Source organism: Acinetobacter sp. YH12112 (genome assembly GCF_013418945.1).
Lineage (GTDB): Bacteria > Pseudomonadota > Gammaproteobacteria > Pseudomonadales > Moraxellaceae > Acinetobacter > Acinetobacter indicus.
This window is the reverse complement of record NZ_VPBA01000022.1, coordinates 30502-56870: the sequence shown is the minus strand read 5'-3', so window position 1 is coordinate 56870 and position 26369 is coordinate 30502. Positions and strand designations below refer to the sequence as shown.

General features: G+C 47.3%; 21 protein-coding genes. 13 read left to right on the top strand and 8 right to left on the bottom strand.

What is annotated here, in order from left to right; genetic code table 11:
* The first annotated feature begins 312 nt into the window (after window positions 1–312).
* The 9 genes from FTU50_RS09635 (at window position 313) to FTU50_RS09595 (ending at window position 12685) form a co-directional block, all read left to right on the top strand.
* On the top strand, window positions 313–864 hold the full coding sequence (locus FTU50_RS09635; protein WP_104498293.1) for a GNAT family N-acetyltransferase: 552 nt from the start codon (window positions 313–315) through the stop codon (window positions 862–864).
* A gap of 506 nt (window positions 865–1370) precedes the next feature.
* Window positions 1371–2240 carry a MetQ/NlpA family ABC transporter substrate-binding protein gene (locus FTU50_RS09630; protein WP_005178787.1) on the top strand — a complete coding sequence of 290 codons (870 nt, stop codon included), beginning with the start codon at window positions 1371–1373 and terminating at the stop codon, window positions 2238–2240.
* Window positions 2241–2315: 75 nt separating this feature from the next.
* Window positions 2316–3341: a methionine ABC transporter ATP-binding protein gene (locus tag FTU50_RS09625; protein ID WP_075174374.1), complete on the top strand. Its 1026-nt coding sequence runs from the start codon at window positions 2316–2318 to the stop codon at window positions 3339–3341.
* Window positions 3338–4033, top strand: coding sequence for a methionine ABC transporter permease (locus FTU50_RS09620; RefSeq protein WP_104499638.1), 696 nt, complete (start codon window positions 3338–3340; stop codon window positions 4031–4033). Before FTU50_RS09625 ends, FTU50_RS09620 begins: the two co-directional genes overlap by 4 nt.
* A 266-nt stretch (window positions 4034–4299) precedes the next feature.
* Window positions 4300–7866: a DNA polymerase III subunit alpha gene (gene dnaE / locus FTU50_RS09615; RefSeq protein ID WP_075174375.1), complete on the top strand. Its 3567-nt coding sequence runs from the start codon at window positions 4300–4302 to the stop codon at window positions 7864–7866.
* Between the two features lie 29 nt (window positions 7867–7895).
* Window positions 7896–8750, top strand: coding sequence for an RNA methyltransferase (locus tag FTU50_RS09610; protein WP_180069704.1), 855 nt, complete (start codon window positions 7896–7898; stop codon window positions 8748–8750).
* Window positions 8743–9552 carry a serine O-acetyltransferase gene (gene cysE / locus FTU50_RS09605; protein WP_005178800.1) on the top strand — a complete coding sequence of 270 codons (810 nt, stop codon included), beginning with the start codon at window positions 8743–8745 and terminating at the stop codon, window positions 9550–9552. The genes FTU50_RS09610 and cysE overlap by 8 nt, the downstream gene beginning before the upstream one ends.
* Before the next feature lie 107 nt (window positions 9553–9659).
* Window positions 9660–10568, top strand: a complete 909-nt coding sequence (locus tag FTU50_RS09600; RefSeq protein WP_005178801.1) for an ABUW_2363 family tetratricopeptide repeat lipoprotein — start codon at window positions 9660–9662, stop codon at window positions 10566–10568.
* A gap of 113 nt (window positions 10569–10681) precedes the next feature.
* Entirely contained in the window at window positions 10682–12685 is a 2004-nt protein-coding gene (locus FTU50_RS09595; RefSeq protein ID WP_163145713.1) for a triacylglycerol lipase, read from the top strand.
* A gap of 76 nt (window positions 12686–12761) precedes the next feature.
* Here FTU50_RS09595 and FTU50_RS09590 read toward each other — a convergent pair whose 3' ends face one another.
* Together FTU50_RS09590 and FTU50_RS09585 are read right to left on the bottom strand one after the other, a co-directional pair.
* Entirely contained in the window at window positions 12762–13835 is a 1074-nt protein-coding gene (locus FTU50_RS09590; protein ID WP_005178803.1) for a maleylacetate reductase, read from the bottom strand.
* On the bottom strand, window positions 13835–13987 hold the full coding sequence (locus FTU50_RS09585) for a hypothetical protein (protein WP_180057024.1): 153 nt from the start codon (window positions 13985–13987) through the stop codon (window positions 13835–13837). Before FTU50_RS09585 ends, FTU50_RS09590 begins: the two co-directional genes overlap by 1 nt.
* A 207-nt stretch (window positions 13988–14194) precedes the next feature.
* On the opposite strand from FTU50_RS09585, the gene mutS reads away from it, so the two are divergent.
* The 4 genes from mutS (at window position 14195) to FTU50_RS09565 (ending at window position 19008) form a co-directional block, all read left to right on the top strand.
* Window positions 14195–16828, top strand: a complete 2634-nt coding sequence (gene mutS / locus FTU50_RS09580; RefSeq protein WP_180069701.1) for a DNA mismatch repair protein MutS — start codon at window positions 14195–14197, stop codon at window positions 16826–16828.
* A 205-nt stretch (window positions 16829–17033) separates the two neighbouring features.
* Window positions 17034–17357 carry a ferredoxin FdxA gene (gene fdxA / locus FTU50_RS09575; RefSeq protein WP_005178805.1) on the top strand — a complete coding sequence of 108 codons (324 nt, stop codon included), beginning with the start codon at window positions 17034–17036 and terminating at the stop codon, window positions 17355–17357.
* A gap of 130 nt (window positions 17358–17487) precedes the next feature.
* On the top strand, window positions 17488–18210 hold the full coding sequence (locus FTU50_RS09570; protein ID WP_005178806.1) for a D-Ala-D-Ala carboxypeptidase family metallohydrolase: 723 nt from the start codon (window positions 17488–17490) through the stop codon (window positions 18208–18210).
* 132 nt (window positions 18211–18342) lie between these two features.
* Window positions 18343–19008: an O-methyltransferase gene (locus FTU50_RS09565; RefSeq protein WP_005178807.1), complete on the top strand. Its 666-nt coding sequence runs from the start codon at window positions 18343–18345 to the stop codon at window positions 19006–19008.
* Between the two features lie 142 nt (window positions 19009–19150).
* Here FTU50_RS09565 and FTU50_RS09560 read toward each other — a convergent pair whose 3' ends face one another.
* The 6 genes from FTU50_RS09560 to FTU50_RS09535 form a co-directional block, all read right to left on the bottom strand.
* Complete coding sequence (locus FTU50_RS09560) at window positions 19151–19993, bottom strand: universal stress protein (RefSeq protein ID WP_005178808.1); 843 nt, start codon at window positions 19991–19993, stop codon at window positions 19151–19153.
* Window positions 19994–20129: 136 nt separating this feature from the next.
* Entirely contained in the window at window positions 20130–20747 is a 618-nt protein-coding gene (locus FTU50_RS09555; protein ID WP_005178809.1) for a DapH/DapD/GlmU-related protein, read from the bottom strand.
* A complete protein-coding gene (locus tag FTU50_RS09550; protein WP_180046194.1) occupies window positions 20740–21339 on the bottom strand; it encodes a YigZ family protein in 600 nt (199 codons plus the stop codon). The genes FTU50_RS09555 and FTU50_RS09550 overlap by 8 nt, the downstream gene beginning before the upstream one ends.
* A 102-nt stretch (window positions 21340–21441) precedes the next feature.
* Window positions 21442–22626 (bottom strand): HlyD family efflux transporter periplasmic adaptor subunit, encoded by a 1185-nt coding sequence (locus FTU50_RS09545; protein WP_005178811.1) that lies wholly within the window; start codon window positions 22624–22626, stop codon window positions 21442–21444.
* Window positions 22623–24761, bottom strand: coding sequence for a type I secretion system permease/ATPase (locus tag FTU50_RS09540; RefSeq protein ID WP_180069698.1), 2139 nt, complete (start codon window positions 24759–24761; stop codon window positions 22623–22625). The genes FTU50_RS09545 and FTU50_RS09540 overlap by 4 nt, the downstream gene beginning before the upstream one ends.
* Entirely contained in the window at window positions 24758–26299 is a 1542-nt protein-coding gene (locus tag FTU50_RS09535) for a TolC family outer membrane protein (protein ID WP_180069695.1), read from the bottom strand. Before FTU50_RS09535 ends, FTU50_RS09540 begins: the two co-directional genes overlap by 4 nt.
* Window positions 26300–26369 lie beyond the last annotated feature (70 nt).

Here is a 26369-nt window from a genome sequence, read left to right as displayed (position 1 = left end):
TAATGGAGAAATCTAATCGGTATGTTATACCTGAGAGAAGAGTGAGGAGTTATCCAAGGGTTGTAAAAGGAAAACCTCAAAAATACCCAAGAAAAAGCCAGTCAATCTCTTAACTGACTGGCATTACGCTGAGTGCGGGGTTTTTTTATGCTTCGAAGGTTTCCCTCTCCTCTCAGGAGAGGGTCAGGGAGAGGTGAAAACCCTCACCCTAAAGGCAGAAGGGATTTCATGTCTTATCTCATTACGGAAATTATCATTCTTTTCTTGATAAATGCATTTATGATGCATCAAGAGCTTATTAATCGTTTTAACATGAAAATCCACCTGCAAACCCCTCGCCTGATCCTCCGCCAATGGCAAGACAGCGACGCTGCCCCATTTATCCAAATGTGTGCCGACCCTGAAGTCATGCGTTATTTCCTCAATCCCTTGACCGAGCAGCAAAGTCTGGCTTTTATGCAACGCATCCAGAATTTTATTGCCACACACGGCTGGGGCCTGTTTGCTGTCGAATTAAAAAGTAGCGGTGAATTTATCGGGTTTATTGGTTTACATCAGCATCTAGAACACTATGATTTTGCCCCATGTATTGAAATTGGCTGGCGACTAGCCAAGCAATACTGGCACAACGGTTATGCCACCGAAGGCTCAAAAGCCGTACTGGATTTTGCTTTTCGTGAGCTACAGCTGGACAACGTAGTTTCCTTTACTACCGTGCTCAACACGCCCTCGGAAAAAGTCATGCAAAAAATTGGCTTAAGCAAAGTCAAAACCTTTGCGCATCCGCTGGTGCCGGCAGATCATCCTTTACTCATGCATGTGCTCTATCAAATTGATCGCCAAAGCTATCTGCAAGCGCATTAAAAATCTCAAGTTTGGATGAAAACTGTCATAGGATTGAAGGAAATAATCATTATAAAGATCTATCATCCTACCCCATCTGTGCTATATCTATTTTTACGATTTAGATTGGATAATTTTTTATATAAACATCTATAAGATTTTTTCATAGATTTAGCCCTTTCAATTCAAAATAGTAAATTGATTTATTTATTCTTTTCTTATTTTATGAACTTTACTTATGAAAGAATACGGCTAAAGGTCTAGTTTCTATACACTATTTTGTATATCAATTTATTGTTATGATGTAGACCATTTTTTCGCTATCTTCTAAAAATAAAGTTTTCAATTACATGGCTTTAAGCGCTTTTAAAGTCAATTGAAAAATACAGCAGATAGCTGAAAGCCTAAACGAATTCGCGCACTGGATGGACTTGAATCTCGCCTCTTTCGGCTCAAGTGAAACTCCGGCGCTTAAAATTATCAATAAAGTAACAGCTTGGCTGCTTCACTTTATTTGGGATGGACACATGAAAAAGTTCCTTGGCCTGGTTCTAGGTCTTTCTGTTGGTTTAGCTGGCTGTGCAAAACAGGAAACGCCGGCAACTGACGCCGCACAAACTGATGCTGCAACTGTACAAACCGTCACCATGGCATCTACCGGTTCCGATGCTGACATCTGGCGCTATATTGCGACTTTGCCTGAAACTGAAGCGGCGGGTATCAAGCTGGAAGTGAAAAACTTCACCGATTACGTTTCAATGAACACCGCTGTGGCAAACAACGAAATTGATGTGAACGCATTCCAGTCTTATGCTTATCTGGTGGCTTACAATGCCAACAATGAGCAGAAGATTGCGCCGGTTTCGACCACCTATCTTGAGCCAATGGGTATTTACTCCAGCAAAGTGAAAAAAGTGGAAGAATTCCAGAACGGCGCGACCATTGCCATTCCAAATGATGCAGCCAATGAAGCGCGTGCCCTGCTGTTATTGCAATCTGCAGGTCTGATCAAGCTGAAAGCAGACTTCTCTCCTGCAACGGGCACTCCAAATGACATTACTGAAAATGCCAAAGCAATTGTGATCAAGCCAATTCAAATGGCGACAGCCGTTCGTGTCAAAGATGAAGTGGATGCCATTGTGCTAGGCAATACCCTAGCGATGGAAGGCGGTTTAAACGTACTGAAAGATTCAATCTTCTACGAACCAATTGACCAGAGCACCAAGCTGAACGTCAACGTATTGGCAGTTGCAGAAGCACGTAAAGATGACCCGATCCTGAAAAAAGTCGGTGAGCTTTATCACACTGAAGCGGTGAAACAGTATGTAGATCAAAACTTCGGTGGCACAAAAGTTGCGGTAAATAAACCTGTCAGCTATTTAACTGAAACCAATTAAGCATATAATGCTGAATTAACAAACAGGCAAAGTGTACTTTGCCTGTTTTTCATTTTTGTACAGTTTCTTGACGCTATGATCGAATTTAAGAATATTTCCAAACATTATCAGCTTAAAGGCCAGACCATTCGCGCGCTGGATCAGGTCAATCTGCAAATTCCAGATGGCAGTATCTTTGGAATTATTGGTTATAGTGGTGCAGGAAAAAGTACCCTCATTCGCCTGATTAATTTGCTGGAGCGCCCGAATGAAGGTCAGGTAATCATCAATAACACTGACTTTACCGCTTTAAGTGCCAAGGCGCTGCGTCAGGAACGTGCCAATATCGGCATGATTTTCCAGCACTTTAACCTGCTGCAAACCAAAACCGTAGCGGCCAATATTGAAATGCCGATGAAACTGCTCGGCTGGTCGGCGGCAGAGCGTGAAAAACGCCTGAATGAACTGCTCGAATTTATTGATCTGAAACATAAAAAAGATGCCTATCCAGATGAGCTGTCTGGCGGTCAAAAACAGCGGGTCGGGATTGCCCGTGCCCTGGCCAATCATCCTAAAATCTTACTTTGTGATGAAGCCACCAGTGCGCTGGATCCGCAAACCACGCAATCGGTGCTGGAACTGCTAAAAAAAATTAATCGTGAACAAGGCATTACCATTGTCATGGTCACCCATGAAATGGATGTAATTGAATCAGTCTGTGATTATGTGGCCGTTATGGAACATGGCCAGGTGATTGAAACCGGTTCTACCCTGGACATTTTTAGCCAGCCGCAGCATCCAACCACCAAGAATTTTATTCAAACCGTGCTGCAACAGCAGTTACCGGTGAATATTTTAAACAATCTGGAAAACCAGAATCAGCACAGTATTTACTGCCTGAAATTTTTAGGGAAATCGGCGCAGGAAACCGTGATTCAGGCAGTAATTAAACAGTTTGATTTAAGCCTGAATATTTTATTTGCCAACATGACTGAAATTAATGGCGCGGTGATTGGGCAGATGTTTATTCAGTTGCTAGGGGACCCGGCCATTATTCAGCAAGCACTTCAGTTCCTCGAACAAAATGGGGTTCAGGTTGAACAAGCAGGAGTACAAGGATGAGAGATTTAATTGTCCAGTGGCTCACCAGCCTGACCGCGCCGTTCTGGAAAAGCGCCCTGTCGATGGACCAGTTTGTCACAGCCTTACAAGAAACTTTCCACATGGTGTTTTTTGCCATGCTGTTTGGCTGTATCTGGGGCTTTATTCAGGGGATTATCCTGGTCGCTACCCGTCCGGGCGGTATTTTACCGAACCGCGCGATTTATCATGGCCTGAACCCAATTGTAAATGCACTACGTTCCCTGCCGTTTATTATCCTGTTAATTGCCGTTATTCCTTTAACCAAATTTCTGGTTGGCACTTCAATTGGCACCTGGGCTGCGATTGTCCCGCTGACCATTTATGTCGGTCCATATATTGGCCGTCTGGTGGAAACCTCATTGCTGGAAGTCAATGAAGGGATTATTGAATCGGCACAAGCCATGGGTGCCACGCCACTACAAATTATCTTCAAGTTTATTTTGCCGGAAGCACGAAGCTCGCTAATTCTAAACCTGACCACCGCCACCATCAGCCTGATTGGTGCAACCGCAATGGCTGGTGCCGTCGGTGCCGGTGGTATTGGTGATCTGGCCATTTCTTACGGTTACCAGCGTTTTGATACCAACGTGGTGATTCTGACCGTCATTGTGCTGCTGATTCTGGTGCAAATTGTGCAGATGCTGGGTGAATGGCTGGCTAAACTCAGATAAGGATTCACCTCTCTATCCAGAACGAGACAGATTACTCATCCTCAAATCAATCACCCTCTACGGAGGGTTTTATTTTGGCTGTTAATCACCCTCATAGCAGCCCGAAAACGCTGGTTTTCAGCCCATGCAGATTACTGTTCAAGTGATGAGAAACCAATCCGCTACGTTGGTTTACATATCTAAAACTTCGCCATTTCCCCTTAATTTCAAACTGAAAGCCAAAATCCCGTGCTAAAATGTGCAGTGGTTTTTGCAGGGACTGATTTATGCACTTTGTTCATCTTGGTATTCATACTGAATTTTCGATTACAGAATCTATCGTACGTATACCTGATTTAGTCAAAGCCGCAGCCAGTGAAGAAATGCCTGCCCTGGCCATCACCGACCTGTCCAACCTGCATGCCGCCGTCAAATTCTATGGCAAATGTCTGGGCAAAGGCATCAAGCCAATCATGGGCTCAGAAATCCGCCTGAATGATGCCGAACATCGCATGACCTTACTGGCCATGAACAATCATGGCTGGCGTAATCTGACCGAAATCGTGTCGCGCGGTTTTATTGAAGGCCAGCAGCTGGATATTCCCTGCGTACATAAAGACTGGGTCTTGGAGCAGCATGACGATTTAATCGCCCTGCTCGGCATTCACTCCGATGTCGGTAAAATGCTCTGCACCTCGAACCCGCAAAAAGCCGAACCTTTACTTGAAGAATGGATTGCCAAGTTTGGCAACCGGGTTTATCTGGCCCTGACCCGCACCAATCGCCCGAATGAAGAAGACTTCATTTATGAAGCGGTCCAGCTGGCGAAAAAATATAATATTGGCGTGGTGGCACATAATGATGTGCACTTCATCAGCCGTGAAGATTTTGAAGCGCATGAAGCGCGCGTCTGTATTGCCGATGGTTATGTCTTGGGCGATAGCCGCCGTCCGAAAAACTACAGCCCGGAGCAGTATTTTAAAACCGCCGCAGAAATGACCGAGCTATTTGCCGATATTCCGTCTGCCATTGAAAACACCTATCACATTGCCAAGCGCTGTAATGTGACGCTGCAACTGGGCAAATACTTCCTGCCGGATTACCCGATTCCGGAAGGCCACACCATTGAAACCTTCTTTGCGCATTTATCCAAGGAAGGTCTAGAAGAACGTCTGAACCATCTTTATCCGGTAGCGCAGCGCGATGAAGACTGGCCTGAAATCCGTAAACCCTATGATGAGCGGATTGAATACGAAATTAATATTATTAACTCGATGGGATTCCCGGGTTACTTCCTGATCGTAATGGACTTCATTCAGTGGTCGAAGAACAACGGCGTGCCGGTCGGCCCGGGTCGTGGTTCGGGTGCCGGCTCGCTGGTGGCGTACAGTTTAAAAATTACCGATCTGGATCCGCTGCGCTATGAACTGCTGTTCGAACGTTTCCTGAACCCGGAACGTGTCTCGATGCCCGACTTTGACGTCGACTTCTGTATTGCCGGCCGTGACCGCGTGATTGACTACGTGGCCCGTACCTATGGCCGTGATGCGGTATCGCAGATTGCCACCTTCGGTACCATGGCCGCTAAAGGCGCGATTCGTGACGTGGCCCGGGTTTTGGGTAAATCTTATGGTCTGGCCGACCGTATTTCCAAAATGATTCCGACCAAACCTTTGGGGCTGAGTCTGGAAGAGTCGCTGGCGGCTGAACCGCAGTTAAAAGATATTGTCACCAATCCGGGCAACCCCGACTATGACGATGCTTCTGAAATCTGGGAAATGGCGTTAAAGCTGGAAGGCATTACCCGAAATACTGGTAAACACGCCGGTGGTGTGGTCATTGCACCGACCAAAATTACCGACTTCTCTGCGGTGCTGTGCGATGCCGATGGCACCGGCCGGGTGGCCCAATACGATAAAGATGACGTTGAAGCCGCCGGTCTGGTCAAGTTCGACTTCTTGGGGCTGCGTAACCTGACCGTAATTGAAGATGCGGTGCAGAATATTAATAAACGGGTTAAACCCGAGATCCCGCTGGATATTGCGCATATTCCGCTGGATGACAAAGATGCCTATTTGGTCTTTGCCAATGCTAATACTACTGCGGTATTCCAGTTTGAATCCGTGGGCATGAAAAAGATGCTGAAAGAAGCACGCCCAAGCAAGTTTGAAGAAATTATTGCCTTCGTATCTTTGTATCGTCCGGGTCCAATGGACCTGATTCCGGACTTTATTCACCGTATGCATGGCGGTGAATTTGAATACCTGCATCCGCTGCTCGAAGGCGTACTGGAGCCAACTTACGGGATTATGGTGTATCAGGAGCAGGTGATGCAGGCCGCACAGTACTGTGCCGGCTATACGCTTGGTGGTGCAGACTTGCTGCGCCGTGCCATGGGTAAGAAAAAACCCGAAGAAATGGTCAAGCAGCGTAAAATCTTTATTGAAGGTGCAGCCCAAAAAGATATTGATGAAGCCACCGCCAACCATATTTTCGACTATATGGAAAAGTTCGCCGGCTATGGTTTTAACAAATCACACGCGGCTGCCTATGCGTTAGTGGCCTACCAGACCGCCTGGCTCAAAGCCCATTACCCGGCTGAGTTCCTGGCTGCCGTCATGTCCTCGGAAATGCAGAACACCGATAACGTGGTGTTCCTGATTGATGACTGCCGCCACAATGGTCTGGAAGTCTTACCGCCATCGGTGAATATGTCGCTGTATCATTTCCATGCCACCGATGACAAAACCATTGTGTATGGTTTAGGCGCAATTAAAGGCGTGGGTGAACAGGCCATGCAATCGGTGATTGATTCGCGTATCCAGCAAGGACCATATAAAGATCTGTTTGATTTCTGTCACCGGATTGACCTGAAAAAAATCAATAAACGGACCTTAGAGGCCCTAATCCGTGCCGGTGCGCTGGACTGTTTGGGCATTGAACGTTCCAGCCTGATGGCGCAGTTACCGGAAGCAGTGCAAGCCGCAGAACAGGCCCGTTCTAACCGTGAAACCGGGATTATGGACCTGTTTGGTGAAGTCGAAGAAGTGCAGCGTAAACCGGCCAAACCGGTCAAACCGTGGTCCGATGAAGTCCGCTTAAAAGGTGAAAAAGATACTTTAGGCCTGTACCTGACCGGCCACCCGATTGATGTGTACCGGGCTGAACTGAAATCCTTTATTCCGGCGCGAATTAATGAACTGAGTCCGACCCGCCGTGGAGTGACCACAGTCTTTGCCGGACTGGTGCTGGATGTGGCCAACTTCCCGAACCGGGTGGTGGTGACCTTAGATGATGGCACCGCACGAATTGAAGTATCAGCCAATCACGAGCGTTTCCAGCGCTTTAAAGACATCATTCAGGTAGAAAAAGTGGTGGTGATTGAAGGCGAAATTTATGAGCGTGAAGGTTTTGACCGTCCAATGGGGCGTCTGACCAAAGCCTTTAGCCTGAATGAAATCCGTCAGAAACGGGCCAACAGTATCAAGATTACGCTGTCTGCTGAACATGACAGCAAAACGCTGAGTCGTGATGTACAGCAGATTTTGATGCCGTATACCAATATTGATATGAGCACGCATATTCCTGTGATTCTGTATGTAGATTATGGTTATGCCACTGCTGAACTGCATTTAGGCGTGCAATGGAAAGTCGCGCCAATGGATGAACTGCTGATCAAGCTACGTGATTATTTTGGTAAAGATGCTCTGCATATCGAATATCAGGTGAAATCTAAAGCCGCCCAAGCGGTTGCGCATGAGCCCAAGCCTGCCCACGTTCCGGCACCTCCAGCGGACATGAGCATGGATGATGCGCTCGATTTATATCAGGCCGAAATGGGTCAATATTCTTAATTTAAAATTTTCTTTATTCTGGACCTTGTATGAGTCAAGTCGACAATGCTGCCTTGTCAGCACATCTCTCCCATGTGCGTATTGTCATGGTCAATACCACTCTGCCCGCCAATATCGGCAGCGCCTTACGCGCCATGAAAACCATGGGCCTGTCCAAACTGGTGCTGGTCACACCGAAGACCTATCCGCATCCGGATATTGACGCACTGGCGGCCGGTGCCACCGATCTGATTGAACAGATTGAAATTGTCGACACCCTGGAACAGGCCATTCAGGACTGTCATCTGGTGTTTGGTACCAGTGCGCGCAGCCGCACCATTCCCTGGCCGCTGCTGGATGTCCGCCCGGCTGCGGAAAAAGCCATGCAGGCCGTCACGGCATCGCATCAGGAAATTGCGGTGATTTTTGGCCGTGAAGATCGTGGTCTGACCAATGAAGAACTGGCCCTAGCCAATTACCATGTCACCATTCCGGTGAATAGCGATTACGGCGTGTTAAACGTGGCCCAGGCCATTCAGATTATCTGTTATGAAATGCGGATGGCAGCCATGGCCCGGGTAGAACAGCAGCCAGACCCTAAAGCCACCATGCAAGTTCTTGATGGTATCGAAATGGAATGGGATGAACCTTTAGTGACCCATGCCCAGATGGAACAGTTCTATCCGCATATTGAAAAAATGCTGGCCGAGATTGAATTTATGGATCCGAAAAATCCAAGATTATTACCTTTGCGCTTGCGTCGGCTTTTTGGACGTATACAATTAGATCGTATGGAATATCACTTATTACGTGGCATTTTTAGTCGCGTACAGGCATTGAATAACGGTTCATGGAAAAAATCATCAACAACATCGACACAGGACGAGGATCAAGATAATGCTTAAACAGCTCAAAGAAGATATACAAGCTGTCTTTGCGCGCGATCCTGCTGCACGCAATACCTTGGAAGTCTTAACCACCTATCCCGGCATTCATGCCCTGATCATGCATCGGGTTGCACATGAACTCTGGAACAAAGACTGCAAGGGTTCGGCGCGCCTGCTGTCTTCATTTAGCCGCTTTGCCACCGGTATTGAAATTCATCCGGGCGCGAAAATTGGTCGCCGTTTCTTTATTGACCACGGTATGGGTGTGGTGATTGGTGAAACAGCCGAAATTGGCGATGATGTGACCCTGTATCATGGCGTGACCCTTGGGGGGACCACCTGGAACAAAGGCAAACGTCACCCGACTTTAGAAGATGGCGTGATTGTTGGTGCTGGCGCGAAAATTCTCGGGCCATTTACCGTGGGTAAAAATGCCAAAGTCGGTTCCAACGCAGTGGTAACCAAAGCGGTACCGGCCAATACCACCGCGGTCGGCAATCCGGCGCGTTTTATTACCAAAGATCAGCCGAAAGATGAAGCCGAAGCACGCCGCCGTGACTATGCCGAAAGCATCGGTTTCCAGCCGTATGCGGCTACCCAGGATCAGTCTGATCCGATTCTAGACGGTATGCGGGTCTTGCTCGACCGTATTCAGCACAATGAAAAACGCATGAATACCTTATGCCAGCGTCTGTCTTTACTCGACCCAAGCTTTAAAAAGCAGCAGCAAAACGAACAGCCGTTTAGTGCTGAAGAATTAAAAATTATTGAAGATGTGCGCCGTGAATGTGAAGCACAAAGCAGCCAGTCCAAAGCTTAACAACACGGTAACAGCAAACTTCTTGCCTTCTCTTGCATGTTCGTCACAGATTTTTTAGACTGACGAACATGCTCAGCCATTTTAAAATAAATTAACGGATGAATATTATGACGCTTAAGCCTTTGGCATTTGCTCTGATTGCGACCACTTTAGTTTCAGCCTGTTCCACTGCACCAAAACAACAAAACCCAGCCAATGCACCAATTGTGTTTACCGAGCCTGATCTGACCCCTCCATTTTATGCTTTAAATCCGTTTAATTATGATGCACCTCCTCCATTTGAACTGAACCTGCAACAGGCTGCGGCCCAGCCAGTGACTAAAATGGAAGTAACTGCCCCGGATAATCCATCGAAAAAAATTACTTTAGACACCAACCGTCTGATTATTCCGACCATCAACAACAACCAGCGCAGCTTGAAGTTTGCGGTGCTGGCCGGTGAAAATGAAATTGACATCACCGAAATTGATGACTTTTTACAGATGGTCGAAGGTAAAGCACGTCACTATCCACCACGTTTTACTGACCGTCAGGAACGCCGCGGTTTTGAAGCTAAACTCAAAGAAGTCACCCAACAACTGGACAGCCTGGCGGTACAGGAAAATGCCTCTTTTGATGTGCTGATTCGTGCCTTTAAAGCCAGCGTAATGGCACGTAATCTGGACTTAGGTTCAATTTATACCACCCGTTCTCTGGCTTATGCGCAGCGCATCCTGAAAATTAACAAGGAAGATGCCGAAGCCAATTTCTGGTTTGGTTTTGCCCTGTCTGAAGGTGGCGGTCATCGTGAAGCAATTTCTTATTTAGACAAAGCCATGAAGGCCGGCGTACAGGAAGCCTATCTGGCTGCTGCCAACAACTATATTGCTTTAGAGCAAAAGAAAAATGCGGTACAGACCTTGAAAAACTACAAGATCAAGTATCCGCAAGAAGCAGCTGTGGCCGACCGTTTAATTACTGAAATTGAAAAACAGGGCCGCTGGAATGTCTGGCAAATCATGACACCGAAGGCTTAAGCCCGGTGCAAGAAAAAATAGGTCATGTTAGATGGCCTATTTTTTTGTCAATTGAAAAAACCAAGAAATTCAGTATGATTAAAAAAAACTTATAAAATACGATGCGAATTCACATGACCACTATGACGTATAAGATGATGCTGGCCACCGCGCTCAGCAGTTCCATTCTCGTTGGCTGCCAAACGGTCAGTGTTAAACAGCAAGCATTAAATGTCAGCATTGCCAACGAGCGGGAAAGTATTTTATCTCGTGACCGCTTGAGCGAGGCCAGCCTCAATGTCTTGTCCATGACTGGCCGTGAAGCGCAAATCTGTACCGAAAACCCGAAACAGTGTATTGATGAACTGAAGCAGATTCCGGAAATTCTGGATGAACAGCTGCTGTCCACTGCCAGCGAAGTTTATCTGGCCAAAGCCATGCAACTGGCCGATTCTTCCAATTGTAAAATCGGAATTTTAAGCAAACACCAGTCCGAAGAAAAACAGCAATTACAGCAGCAGAACTATCAAAAATGCCTCGACCAGCAGCTGTTTATGCTAGATAAAAGTATCCGTTATAGCTATGCCTATATGTTCAAAACCGAACGGGCGCCACAAGACCGGATTTTTGACAACCGTCAGGTACAAATCCGCGACTTTTATAATCAGGCCATTGCCAAACTAGTGTCCAGCTATACCCTGCGCTATCAGCCGGATGTGGTGGCCAGCCAGATTCAGGTCGGTGAAAGTACCTATCATATTGACTTCAATTATTTTCCAACCTTAAAACAGCAAAAAATCGAGCAGTTAAGAGCCACCTATGACCTGAACTTTTCAGGCTTGCGCTCCATTACCCGTCGTGATGGTTTTGGCTCGGAATTTCTGGTAATTCTGCCGGAGCAACGCGCAGATCAGCCAGAGAAAGCCCGTTATATTATTGATCCTTTAAGCCATCGTTATCCAAACAATCAGAATCCGAATATCCATCAGGCCCGTTATCTGGCGGCAACCCTGGTGGCTGAACCGCAGCAGTTTGGCAATGTAGAGGATATCCTGAACAAGGATTTTCGCCTGCGCGCCTATGATCCCTATAAATATGAACAGGCCCGCATTGCCAATAAAAACTATCCGCTGGCGGCTAATTTTTCTGCGCCTTATGGACTGTGGCTGGCGGAAAATAATCTGCTGAAATCGGCTTATCTGTCACTGATTGACCGTGATGACAAGCTGACCATGCCGCATTTATATTTTCTGGAACCATATAATCCGAATAAAAAAGTGCTGGTTTTGGTGCATGGTCTGGCCAGTAGTCCGGAAGCCTGGATTCGCTTAACCAACGATATTATGGGTGATCCAGTGTTACGCGAGCATTATCAGGTCTGGCAGGTGTTTTATTCGACCAATATGCCAATTATTGAAAGCCGTTTCCAGATTCATGCCCTGCTGACCCAAGCCTTCCAGCAGGTCAACCCTAAAGCCGCAGCAAAAAAAGATGCGGTGCTGGTCGGCCACAGTATGGGCGGGATTATTGCCCGACTCCTGGTCAGTGATGCCGATGTGTCCAAAGAAGCCCTGTCGATGATGAGTGGCCGACAACTGGCCAAATACCGCCGTATTCCCGTGATTCAGCAGCGCCTGATTATGCAGGATATTCCTAACTTTAACCGGGCAATTTTCTTGGCCGCTCCGCACCGCGGCACCGAATATGCCGATCGCTGGTTTACCAAAGTGGCGCGTAAAATTATCCGTTTACCGGGGGCATTTTTAAATGCGGCCACCGATTCATTGTTAAATGAAGACCCGAGCCTGAAAGATCTGGTCAATGAACTAGATAAAGGCCTGATCCAAAATGGCCCAAGCGATTTAAGCCATCAATCCAAATTTATTGCCTTAACTCAAGATATTCAGCCACGTAAAGGACTGAAATATCATAGTATTATGGGCAATACCAGTCAGAGTAACGACCCTGCTCTCATCACCGATGATATTGTGGCCTATGAAAGTGCACATCTGAAACAGGCCCAGTCTGAAAAAATTATTACCGGCGGCCACTCGATTCAGGAAACTCCAGAAGCAGTGTTGGAACTGCGCCGGATTTTACGCTTACACTTGCAGGAGCTGGGTTTATATAAACCTTAACCTGCCAATAAAAAACCGAAGCCTTCAACCGCTTCGGTTTTTTTATCTCTGGAAGATGGCTACATATTGCTATGTATTAAAGTGTGGCAGGAGGCAAACCGGCATAAGCCTGCAGCAACAGCTGCTTTAATTCGTCATCGTCATATTCACGCGGATTATAATACGGCGAATCACAAATCATCCGGGCAATGTCCGCCGGGGCGTGTTCCGGTAACCCTAAGTCTTTTAAAGCCAGAGGAATCTGCAGGCGCTGGTTTAATTGATAGATAAAACGGCCCAGCTCCTCCCGACTGTCAACACCCAGTGCAGCGGCCAGTTGATCCATCGCCTGTACATCGGCATGGCGGTTATAATGCACCGAATAGGCCAGTATAATCGCGTGGGTTTGTGCATGAGGCAGGTTAAAGGTACCCCCCAGGCTATGACAGATTTTATGGTGAATCGCCATACCCACCGAACCCAGACAAATCCCAGCCAGCCACGCGCCATAGCTGACCTGTTCACGCAGCTGGATATCTTTCGGATGCTGTACCAGTTCCGGTAAAGCGGTGGCTAGACAGCGAATCGCCTCCAGCGCCATCAGGCTAATCACCGGATTTTTATTTTCTGCATACAAAGCCTCCACCGCATGCGCCATGGCATTCATGCCCGAACAGGCAGAAATCTCTGCCGGCAGATTCAGGTTAAGCGCTGGATCATAAATCACGATTTTCGGTAACACCTGTGCAGCTTTGCCGGTGGTTTTCAGCTGATTTTCCGTAATACCATATACCGGGGTCATTTCACTGCCCGCATAGGTGGTCGGAATTGCCACAATTGGCAGATGGGTGTCCAGTGCAATGGCTTTGGCTAAACCAATAGCCGAACCGCCACCCAAAGCCAGACAGCAATCCACCTGTAATTCTTGTGCTGCCTGAACCGCCTGCCGTGCCACCTCTGCCGGCACGTGCATTACCGCATGAGCATAAACCGTAACGGTCAAATCACCAAGTTGCCGGGCCAGCTGCTCAGCGGCCTTCTGCTGGCCGGGCGTGGCAATCAGCAGAATCTTGTGATAACCGGCCTGCTTGAGAATATCCTGCGTGCGCTTGGCTTCCCCCGCACCAAAATACACCTGTACTGGCAAAGCCTGATAATAGAATTTGGGCATCATGGGCTCATCTTCATGTTGTTCTTTACCCCAGTATAGAGTGCCTCTCCTGCTGCTTCGAGCGCATTGCTGCAACGCTGCTTTCCATATTTCCTGGTCTTCTTTGCTGCAATCTTCATCAGCTGTATTGCTCGCTTAATTTTCTCCGCCATAAGCTGCTCAGTTTCAGCACAGATTTTCCAGAATCGGTTTTTTCCGCCTAGCTAAATTTGTTAAGATGAAGCGCTTGTTGGGTCGTCAACAGCATCGACGTGCAGGATTTAAACACGATGTTTTATCTGCTCCAGCTGGCCCAAATGACATCCACGCGGTGAAAGCCATTCCAACACCCATGCGTTAATTGAAGGAACTGAATGTACATGAACATGCAAGAAATTGTGGCTGACTTATCTTCGCATACCCCGATGATGCAACAATATTTAAAAGTGAAGATGCAACATCCACATTCTTTAATGTTTTATCGAATGGGTGATTTCTACGAATTATTTTTTGATGATGCGCACAAGGCGGCCAAACTGTTAGGCATTACCCTGACCCATCGCGGTAAGGCCAATGGCCAGCCAATTCCGATGGCCGGCGTGCCCTATCATTCTGCCGAAGGTTATCTGGCGCGACTAGTCAAAAAAGGCGAAACCGTGGTGATCTGCGAGCAAATTGGCGAGGTAACTGGCAAAGGCCCGGTGGAACGTGGCGTAGTACGGATTATTACCCCCGGCACACTCACCGACGATGCCCTGCTCAACAGCTATCAATCTTCCAATCTGGTCGCGCTCTGTTTACAGCAGAACCAGATCGGGATTGCACTGCTAGATTTAAGTGCCGGTATTTTCAAGGTCCAGCAGCAGGAGTATCAACCGGAACAGCTGACGATTGAACTGTCGCGTCTCATGCCAAGCGAAATTGTGGTCGATGAAGATATTGTCGATCCGAATATCATCGAGTCTGTTAAAAAACAGCTGGATTGCCCGGTTACCAAACGTCCAAATGTCGATTTTAACCTGAATAATGCCCAGAAAACCCTGTGTGACCAGCTAGGCGTAGCTACCCTATCTGGCTTTGGGATTGATCATTTGCCTTTGGCCAAAGCCGCCGCCGCCGCCTTGATTCACTATGCCAAAGAAACCCAAAGAACGGCGTTGCCGCATATCCGCTCGATTCAGCTGGAACAAAGTAGCGATTTTATTGCGCTAGACCCGGTGACCCGGCGTAATCTGGAACTGATTGAACCTTTATTTGAACACGGCACCTCACTGTTTCAGCTGATTAATGACTGCCAGACCGCGATGGGTGGTCGTCTACTTAGCCGCACCTTAATGCAACCGCTACGTGATACCGCACTGCTGGATACAAGGCTGGATGCGACCGAAGCGATTTTAACCGGTTATCACGATGCACCAATTCGTCTGGTACTGAAAGAAATTAGTGATATTGAACGTGTGCTGAGCCGGGTCGCTTTAGGCAGTGCGCGCCCACGTGATCTGGTGCAGCTGCGTCAGGCCTGTGCCCAGATTCCGTATTTACGTCATGCCGTGCAGCCGATTGTCAGTGCCGGCCAATCCAAATATTTACAACAGCTGAATGAAGAACTGGGCGATTTTCAGGGCCTTTACCAGCGTTTAATGGCGGCCATTGTGGAACAGCCACCGGTGTTGCTGCGTGATGGTAATGTCATTGCCGAAGGCTTTGACAGCGAGCTGGATGAGTTACGTCAAATCCGTGATCATGCCGGCCAGTTCCTGATTGATCTGGAAATTCAGGAGCGTGAACGTACTGGCATCAACACGCTTAAAATTGGCTATAACCGCGTTAGTGGCTACTATATTGAACTGTCCCGTGCGCAGGCTGAACAGGCACCGGAGCATTATATTCGCCGTCAGACCTTAAAAAATGCCGAGCGTTATATCACCCCAGAACTGAAAAGTTTTGAAGACAAAGTATTATCGAGTGAATCACGCGCGCTGGCACGGGAAAAAATGCTGTTTGAAATGCTGCTGGATGAGCTGCGTCAGGACATTGGCAATTTGCAGATGATGAGCAGCGCCATTGCCCAGATTGATGTGCTGGCCAACTTTGCCCATCAGGCCCGCCTGAAAAACTGGACCCGTCCGGAATTTTCACCGGAAATTGGAGTCAAGATTGTCGCCGGCCGTCATCCAGTGGTGGAAGCCTTGAGCAAAACCGCATTTACCCCAAATGACACCACACTGGATTTTAACCATCGTATGGCAATTATTACCGGGCCGAATATGGGCGGTAAATCGACCTTTATGCGCCAGACCGCACTAATTGCCCTGCTTGGCTATTGTGGCAGTTATGTGCCGGCTCAAGCTGCGGTGCTAGGTCCGATTGACCGGATTTTCACCCGGATTGGTTCGGCCGATGACCTGTCTACCGGTAAATCAACCTTTATGGTGGAAATGACCGAAACCTCGCAAATTCTGCATCATGCCACCAATCAGTCACTGGTGCTGATGGATGAAGTCGGCCGTGGCACCAGTACCTATGATGGCCTGTCCCTGGCCTGGGCCTGTGTGCTGGATTTAACCAAACGGATCAAATGCTTATGCCTGTTCGCTACGCATTATTTCGAGCTGACCGAGCTGGGCAAAGAATCAGGTATTGATAATTATCATGTTACGGCCAAAGAACTCAATGGTAACCTGATTTTACTGCATAAAGTCCAGCAGGGTCCGGCCAGCCAGAGTCATGGTTTGCAGGTGGCCAAACTGGCCGGTATTCCTGCCAATGTGATTAAAGAAGCACAAAATCGCCTGAAGATTCTGGAAAAGCAGTCACATCAGTCGGTACAAAAATCGGTCCAGCATGATTTATTCAGTGAACCGGTGGTAGAAACTGAAGTGATTGAACGGATTGTCGAAGTTGAAAAACCATCACCGGCCCTCGAAGCCTTACGTCAACTGGATGTCGATAATCTCACCCCACGTCAGGCTCTAGAGCAATTGTATGCCCTGAAAGAGCAGCTAAACGCCTGATTCAAGACTTGAATTTCATATATGGAAAGGCTCTCATTTGAGAGTCTTTTTCATTTATAAGTTTTTTTGATGGTTTTATAGCACTTTTATCAAATTTAGTAGCACTGTCTATATCAAATATCAGTAAAAGCAATTGTTAGTTCACATCATTTTTGCCTAAAATACAGCTTAGTTATTAGAACCATATTTTTAGGTAGCTGTCGCCATGACATTTGTTGTCACTGAAAACTGTATTAAATGTAAATATCAAGACTGTGTAGAAGTATGCCCTGTAGATTGTTTCTATGAAGGTCCAAACTTCCTGGTGATTAACCCGGATGAATGTATTGACTGCGCACTGTGTGAACCTGAGTGTCCAGCCAATGCGATTTTCTCGGAAGATGAGCTACCAGAAGGTCAGGAAGTATTTATCGAGCTGAATGCTGAACTGGCAGAAAAATGGCCAAATATCACGCAAATTGGTGAACAGCCTGCTGACCGTGAAGAATGGAATGGCAAGCCGGACAAATTACAATACTTAGAAAAGTAATTTTAAAAAGATCAGCAAAAGCTGATCTTTTTTTATACCTAAAACACACATTTGATTGCAATATTTTCAATTTTTACCGAAGCTTTTAGATTAGAATGCTTAGGATTTTAGTAAACGTTTGATTTGCATAATGACGCAATTTCTCAAGGCGGTGCTCTCGCTCAGCATCGTGCCCCTGATCATGCTCGGATGTACAACCACACCGCAGAAAGGGAAAACGATTCATTCGCCTGATGGAAAACGGATTTATATCCCACAAGAAAAAATCAGCTATGAACGCAAGGTCGCACCAAAAGTGGTGCCCTATGCCTATAACAGCTGGATTGCCGTGACCGATAACCTGCGCCAGGTCCGCGAATATGAAAAATTCCTGAATGCTGAAGGCGTCGGCAATATTATTCCAAGTTTTGAATTACTGCGCACCGCACGTGACTGGCAAAAATGTGGCCGCTCGCAATACATGGTGCCCAACCGCGAATTATGGCGCAATCAGATTCCAACCTTAAAAGTCTTTAAATATCTGGTTGCCTCCAAAGTCCTGACCGATTTTGAAGTCACTTCAGTCTATCGCGATTTACCGCTGAACCAGTGCGCCGGTGGTGCCAGTTCCTCACGGCATTTATATAATTCCGCTATTGATTTCCGGATTGGGCCGGAATTTCCACAGCCGCAAGATTATGCCTTTATTGAAAATACCAAGTTCAGACTGTGCCAGTTCTGGACCCAGTATGGTCAAAGCCTGAATATGGGCTTGGGACTGTATGCTTCAGGGCAAATCCATATTGATACGCAGGGCTATCGTACCTGGGGACCGGATTTAAGCCGCTATTCGTCAATGTGCTATTACGAATAAATCCGGATCTGAATACGGAGGTGCTGCGGCACCTCTTTTTATGTCTATTAATTCTGCAACTCTCCCGATAAAAATTGCACTCTAGGGGGAAAAGTTTAAAATGCATGCATTGCAACAAAGGTGCCCCCGACTATGAAACAAATGTGGACCGACCTCGACCACTACATCGAAACACATTTAATTCCTGAAGATCCGATTCTGACCCAAACCTTAAAACATACCGATGATCGGGGTTATCCGGATCACCTTGCTGTTGCGCCCAACCAGGGCATGTTGTTACAGATGTTAATTCAGATGAACGGCTGTAAACGTATTCTGGAACTTGGTACCTTTGCTGCCTATAGCACCATGTGGCTGGCGCGTGCCTTGCCGGAAGATGGCTATATTCTGACTATTGAAGGTCGTGATGCACACGCCGCCGTGGCACAGGAAAATATTGATCAGGCCAAGCTGAAACAGACTATTGATTTGCGTGTGGGCCGCGCCGCCGATATTTTAAAAAGCCTGCCAGCTGATACTGCCCCGTTTGACTTTATTTTTATTGATGCGGATAAACAGAGCTATCCGGAATATCTGGAACTGAGCCTGAATCTGTCACGCTCCGGCACCTTAATTTTTCTGGACAATGTAATTCGCGCCGGTGACATCATCAATCCGGACAATCACAAGCCCAGCATTGAAGGCATTCGCGAGATGTTTAAGCTAATGCAGGAGCATCCACGTTTATTGTCTTCAACTGCCTTACAAACGGTAGGCAGCAAAGGGCATGATGGCTTTGCCTTGGCCATCGTTAAATAAGGCCCAAACAGAACAAAAAACACACAAAATAATATTTATTTTATTTTTTATAAACTTACATATACTGTCCATATAGTTATCCACAATAAATGCGGATAACCTTGGACAGTAATTCATCAGATGCGTGTAAGATATTTGGGCTTTATTTCACCACCAGTAACGGCACATTGGAATTCCGGAAAATGGTGGTGGTAATACTGCCTAAGAAAAACTGATGGATTTTGCTGTGGCTAAAGGCCCCAAGCAAAATTAGCTGAATACCATGTTCACGCTGATAATCCAGAATATTCTCCGCCACATCTCCATAACGATATTCCACCACCACATCTAAACCAGCGGCTTTTAAATACTGGGTCGGTTCATTTAATATTTCCGGATGATCACCCACATACAGCAAATGACATTGCAGCAGACGCAGCAAATCACTTTGGGTGATGCGCTTCATGATTTTTAAGCAGGTTGGTGAATATTCATAAGCGAAAATAAAACGGGTTGGCGGCTTAAACTGCTCGCCCACGGTCATAACGGCACAATTGGCCCCGCGGATAAAGTTTTCGACGTTACTGCCCAGGGCTTTATTGCGTTCGGCGGAACGCTCCCCAACCCGGCCGATGACCGCAATATCATCTTCTTGCAAGACATTAAAACTTTGTTCAAGAAAATCGCCTTTTTCCTGAATCTGGGTCGGCACGATATTATATTTTTGCTGCACCATCTCGGAAATATGACGCAGCAGATTATTGCTATATTCCAGCGCAATGTCGCTCTGCTTCTGTTCCAGCTCGGCCAGTTCCTTCAATAACATGGCATTGCTTTCAAAACCAATGACCCCGCTAATTTCACCTAAGTGATAACTGGCCGGATAATAGTCCAGCACCTGTAACAGCACCAGTTCCCGCTGGGTCTGCTTGGCTATCCACGCTGCGGCTTCCGCGAGTGCATTGATACAGGGTGAAGAATCAATACAGGCAATTACTCGTTTCATTGTCGCCTCTCTTGTTGCCTGTCTGCCAGGCTTTCGTTTTAATTGTTATCTAAAACTTAGCATAAGTCCTCAGCGGATGACATGACAAAATGTAAATAAAACACAGACATTTGAAGATAGAGAGCTATGTATGAGATTAATCACGATAACGAATCAAACGTGCCGGATTCCCCGCGACAATGGCCCGGCTTTCAATATCTTTGGTGACCATACTGTGCATGCCGACAACCGCATGGGCGCCAATTTTAATACCATCCTTAACGCCGACATGAGCACCCAGCCAGACATCGCGTTCAATTTCGATGCCCTGCGAACGCACCGGCTGCTGGTAAATCGGCTGAGCCAAATCCATGCCATGATCAAAGGCATATAAATGGCAATAGGCGGCAATACGCACCTGATCGTGAATCTTAATGCCGACCCGGCCACCATCTAGAATACTATGATGATTAATTGCCACTTCACTGCCAATGTCCAACGGGCCATGCAAGGTACAATCTGCGGCAATAAAGGTATTATCCCCAATAATAATTTTACGTCCCGGTTCGGCAAAAATATGTGCCAACGGTGAAATAAAGCAGTTCTCGCCAATTTCTACCGTTTCCATCTCCATCAAATAGGCCTGATAGTCTTTTTGCCAGGCTTCGGCCCAAACCCGGTTTTTCGGTTTCAGCGACCAGTACAACCATGGCATATAATTCAGCCGATGTTTATGCTGTTCCCGATATTTCAGCAAAGGATCATGTTCAGTCATCTGCTGGCTCCTCCATGACTTTGAGCTGTTCCCGGCCACGGGTAACGTCCTGAATTTTTAAGGCCAAAGGCTCAATCTGATGCACCTGTAATAAGGCATTGACCTGCACGCCATCTGCCCCGTACTGTTCCTGAAACTCGATATTCTGGCTATTCAGTTCATATTGAAAAATGGCCCATTCATTAAACCGGCACTGAAACTCGACTTTTTTCTTTTCAATCAGTTCAATTTTTTCTGCCAGCAGCAGGCATTGCCCGGCACAACCGCCATAGGCACGCACTAGGCCACCGGTGCCAAGTTTAATCCCGCCATACCAGCGATTGACCAGCACCAGCACATTGGTCAGCTCATTGCCCTCAATGGTAGCCAGAATAGGTCGGCCGGCAGTGCCAGAAGGTTCACCATCATCATTAAAACGCACCTGATGGCCAATTTTCCATGCCCAGCATTGATGGGTAGTGGTCAGGTCTTTGTTGGCTTCCAGAAAATCTTTAACCGCCTGTTCGTTTTCTACCGGTACGGCAATGGCCTCAAAACGGCTCTTTTTAATATCTTCTTCAAAGCGAACAAGGGAGGCAATGGTAAATGGCATAACACAGCTAAAATGCAATAATCTCTGAAATTATAACGTATTTTCAGGCAAATTTTGGCAATAAAAAACCTCCCAAACTGGGAGGTTATGTTGAGTTGACGATTAACGCTCGCGTAATGCTTCCTGGGCCTTGTTAAACGGTTTAATCAGATAATCCAGTACGGTTTTAGAACCAGTTTTAATATCAACCGTGGCCACCATTCCGGGGGTAATACTGAACTGCTGGCCAGATTTATTGGTCAGTTTATCGGTATCAGTCCGGATATAGACCCGATAATAAAACTGGTCCTGCTTGACTTCATCACGGATGGTATCCGGTGAAATCACCGTGACCTTACCCTTTAAACCGCCATAAATCGAATAATCATAGGCGGTAATTTTGACCAGTGCTTCCTGGTCTGGGCGAATAAATGCAATATCTCGCGGCGAGATCCGCGCTTCAATTAACAGCTGTTCATCTAAAGGCACAATGGTCATTAACTTGCCATTTTGCGGTACGACCCCGCCAATGGTCATCACATCAATTTCCTTGACCACACCCCGTACCGGCGACTTGAAGACTGTGCGGTTCAAGGTGTCGGACTTGCCACGTACCACCTGTTGCTGGGTCTGTACATCGGTACTGGACTTGGACAGCTCTTCACGCGCTTTGACATAATACTGGTTACGAATATCATTCATCTGGTTACGCAGGTCATTGGCCTCGCGTTTCAGACGCAGCACTTCCACCTCACTGGCCGCACCTTTGGCCACCAAGGGTTCAGTCATACGCAATTCCTGCTCGACCAGCACCAGAGCCTGCCGTAAACCGGCCAGCGATTCTTCTAAGTTGGCCCGGCGCGAATTGTATAAAGCAGTTTCCTGCTGTACCAGTTTTGGCTCTTTCAGCACTTCTTCAGGAAAAACCAGAGGCGTGCCATTTACTTCAGCGCGTAACCGGGCCGAAGTGGCCAAGGAAGATACCAGTAAAGATTCCGATTCACCCACATTAGAAGCAAACCGGGTCGGGTCCAGCTGGGCCAGCACCTGACCCCGATTGACAATTTCCCCTTCACGGACATTCAAGGTGGTGAGAATCCCGCCTTCTAAAGACTGTACCACCTGCTCTTTCGAAGATGGCACCACTTTACCAGTGCCGGTGGATACTTCTTCCAGCTTGAACAGCCAGGCCCAGAGTAGCAAAACTGCCAGTCCAATACAGATAATCCAGATAAACAGACTGGCTTTAGGTAAAGGTGGCTCCAGCTCGGTCACCTGCATTGAACGTTTGCTTAATTGTTCACTCATGACTTCGCTCCTGCCATCTGACGTGGTTGAGATGCAGACTGATTAAGAATCTGATCTCGTGGCCCGTCCATCACAATTTTTCCATCATTGACCACAATAATCCGGTCCACCAGCTCTAACACTGCACGGCGATGGGTGGCCACCACCAAAGTCCGGTGCCCAAGCCACATTTTCAAATGATCAATCAGCTGTTTCTCGGAGACATCATCAATTGCAGCCGTCGGTTCATCCAGCAATAAAATATTCGGCTGACGTAGCAGCAAACGTGCCAGCAGCAAGGCCTGTTTCTGGCCGCCAGAGAACCCCACACCACCTTCCAGAATCAGATGGTCCAGCCCTTCTTTCTTTTCCTGCACAAAGGCCAGCGCACCGGTAATTCGAAGTGCCTGCAAAATATCGTCATCATTGGCCAATGGTGCACCCAAAGTCAGGTTTTCCCGTACCGTGCCAAAAAACAGATGCGCATTCTGATTCAAGAGGCCCATATCACGACGTACATCAGCAGGATCAATCAGGCCCAGTTCTACGCCATCGAGTTTAATTTTGCCCTGATTCGGGGTTTGCATGCCGGAAAAAAGCTGCAACAAGGTAGATTTCCCGGCACCATTCCGGCCCAGAATAGCAATTTTTTCACCGGCTTTAATTTCGAGCTTGGCCACCATCAAGGTCGGTTTGGCATCATCTTCGCCATATTTAAAGCTGACCCCGCTTAATTCATAATGACCATTTAACACCGGACGATGAATTAAGTGGCTATGTTCCGGCTGATCAACCGGTTTTTTCATTAATTCATCCAGTCCCTGTTTCGCCACTTTGGCCTGTTGCAAACGGCCCAGTACGCCGGCAATCTGTGAAATTGGCGCCAACATCCGTGAAGATAAAATTGAACAGGCCACCAGAGCACCCGTGGTCATTTCCCCATCCATCACCGCAAAACATCCCACCAGCACCACAATCGCAAAGGTCAGCCCCTGAATTTTCTGGGTCCAGGCGGTCATGACACCGACAATTTTACGCTGACGCATGGCAATATCGGCGGAAACTTCATTCATATGATTCCACTGATTCTGGAAGCGGGCTTCGGCGCGTAATAACTTGATGTCTTCAATGCCCTGTACCGATTCCACCAGCATGGCATTGCGGATTGCGCCTTCACGCATCCCCTCGTTGGCCAGTTTAGCCAGAGGCTTTTGCGCCAGAATGCCCGGAATAATCATGAGCGGTACCACAATCAGCATCACCCAGAATAGGTTCCCACCAATCACCCAGAACACGCCAAGGAACAGCAGGAAGAAAGGCAAATCAGCGATTGCAGAAATGGTGGTCGACGTCACCAGTTCACGCACCCCTTCTAGTTCACGGATTTGTGAAATAAAGGTCCCGGTCGATTTGGAGCGTTCACTGTTTTTAATCCGTAGCGCATGCCCATAGACCCGGTCTGAAATACGCAGATCAGCGCGCTTGCCGACAATATCGGAGAGATAAATCCGTGCGACCCTTAAACTAAACTCGAAAATGGCCGCAATCAGCACCCCGCCTGCCAATACCCACAAGGTTGGAACCGATTGCGCCGGAATTACCCGGTCATAGACATTCATCGAAAACAGGATGGTGGCCAGTGCCAGAATATTGGCCATCAGGGAGGCAAACATTACATCGATATAACGTTTCCAGTCCCGTAGCACAATTGACCAGAACCAGTTATCTTCATAGGGTTTGACATATTCATCTACCCGCGCATCGGGAACCGATTTTTCCGGACGCAGGATATAGACATGCCGCACATGCTCCGCCAAGGTGTCGCTGGCCAGCGTTTGTGACAAACCCTGATCACCACTGAACTGAATACTCAGGTTACCCTCAGCATCGACCTTGTCAATTACGCCCACCTGACCATCCTGGAATTCAACCAGTACCGGCAAACGCCAGGGATTGATCACCTTGGCGCTAAAATCGGTCTTACGCAGACTTAGGCCCACCTGACGGGCAATCAGATTTAAAATATCATCAATGTTCTGGTTCGGATTCCAGTCCAGCTGTAAACGGATACGTTCTGCGGATGGTTCAATCCGGTAATGCTTGGCAATGCTCAGCACTGCTTGAAGCCACGGTTGATAATTTATTTTAGTACTCATGGCTGAACTTCAAACCCCTGAATGGATATATGGTTTAAATCATAAATATCGCGTGTCCGTCCGGTAATGGAGATATAACGCGCAATAGCGGCATAAATATCAAAACGCGTATTTTCAATTTCCTGGGCGGCACTATGAATTGCCTGTTCGGCATTCAGTAAATCGACGGCTGAGCGTGTGCCTAATTTATATTGTTCCTGATACAGCTCTTTGGTCTGAATGGTGGTAGCCTGACGCTTGACCAGAATATTCATCTGGCGCTGTTTGTTCTGGATTTCTTCACGCAGCATGCGGGTTTCATCCAACACCTCTAGATACACACTATTGACCCGTGCCTTGGCCGCTTCTTCTGCATAACTGGCTGCCCGGGTTTGTGATGCAATTGCGCCGCCCTGATAAAAGTTGCTATTGGCTTCCAGCATGATCGAATTATAGAGGCCATCATCCTCATTGTTATTCGGATTGCGACCATTGATGGCCTGACTTACAGAGCCTTTCACATTTAAAGTAGGATAGGCACTTAAACGTGATTGCTGCTTGCGTAATTTGGCCACTTCAACTTCAGCCTGAGCAGCCATTAGTCCGGGAATCTGCTGAAAAACCGGCTCTGAATATAATTGCGCTTCTTTGACCAGCCGCTCTGGAATCTGCCAGTTGCGCTGATGAACCTCAAACCCGACCAAGGTACGCAGCTTTTGCTGGAATTGGCGCAGCTGGGTTTGCTGCACAATTAAATTGGCTTCTGCAGCTTCCAGATTGGAACGGGCCTGAATCGGGTCGGCCTGGGTACTAATTCCAGCCTCAGCACGTAAATTGGTGATTTCCGCAATGCGGGCAATCCCCTGAATCTGCTCTTCGGCAATACGCGTAATTTCCTGATAGCGTTTGATATTAATCATGGCATTGGCAGTCTGGTAAGCAATATCATCAATACTGACCAGCACATTGGCCTGCTCTGCGGCTAAACGGGCTTGTTCCAAGTTGACACTGCTTTTGACCTTGCCAAAATCATAGAGCATTTGCGTGGCATTCAGGCTCAGCAGCTGACGGCCACGCTCGCCTTTGGTCAGGTCTGCTGTGGAAATACCACCAGATAATTGCGGATAATAACCGGACTTCGCCACATCAATAGTGGCATTCTGGGCTGCCAGAGTGGAAATGGCCTGGGAAATTTCAGGATGACGCTGAACAGCGGTCCGAATGGTGTCATTAAAACTCAAAGGCTGTTGCACAGAGGATCGGGCTGATGCCGCAGTTTCTGAAACAGATGATGCTGGCACTACCCGGGGCATTTCCTGAATATTTTGTGTATCGAGCTGAAACTGGCTCAGCTCACTAATACGGACACGAGTAAAATTCTGGTCAGATTGCGGGGTAAATAAACGTGCCACGCTCTGTTGAAGTGTTTGCCGTTCTGAAGTCGTCGTTTCAGCATAAAGCGACTGGCTCAGCAGTCCACTCAGCAATAAAGCCTGCCACAGTAGCGTCTGCCTGAATAATTTATTTTTATGAACTGTTAAGCTCTTGCAACCCATCATTGTCGTCATTCAAACTAATATTTTGAAATATTTTTAAAATTGTAAATGTTTTTAAGCTAGTTTTTTATAC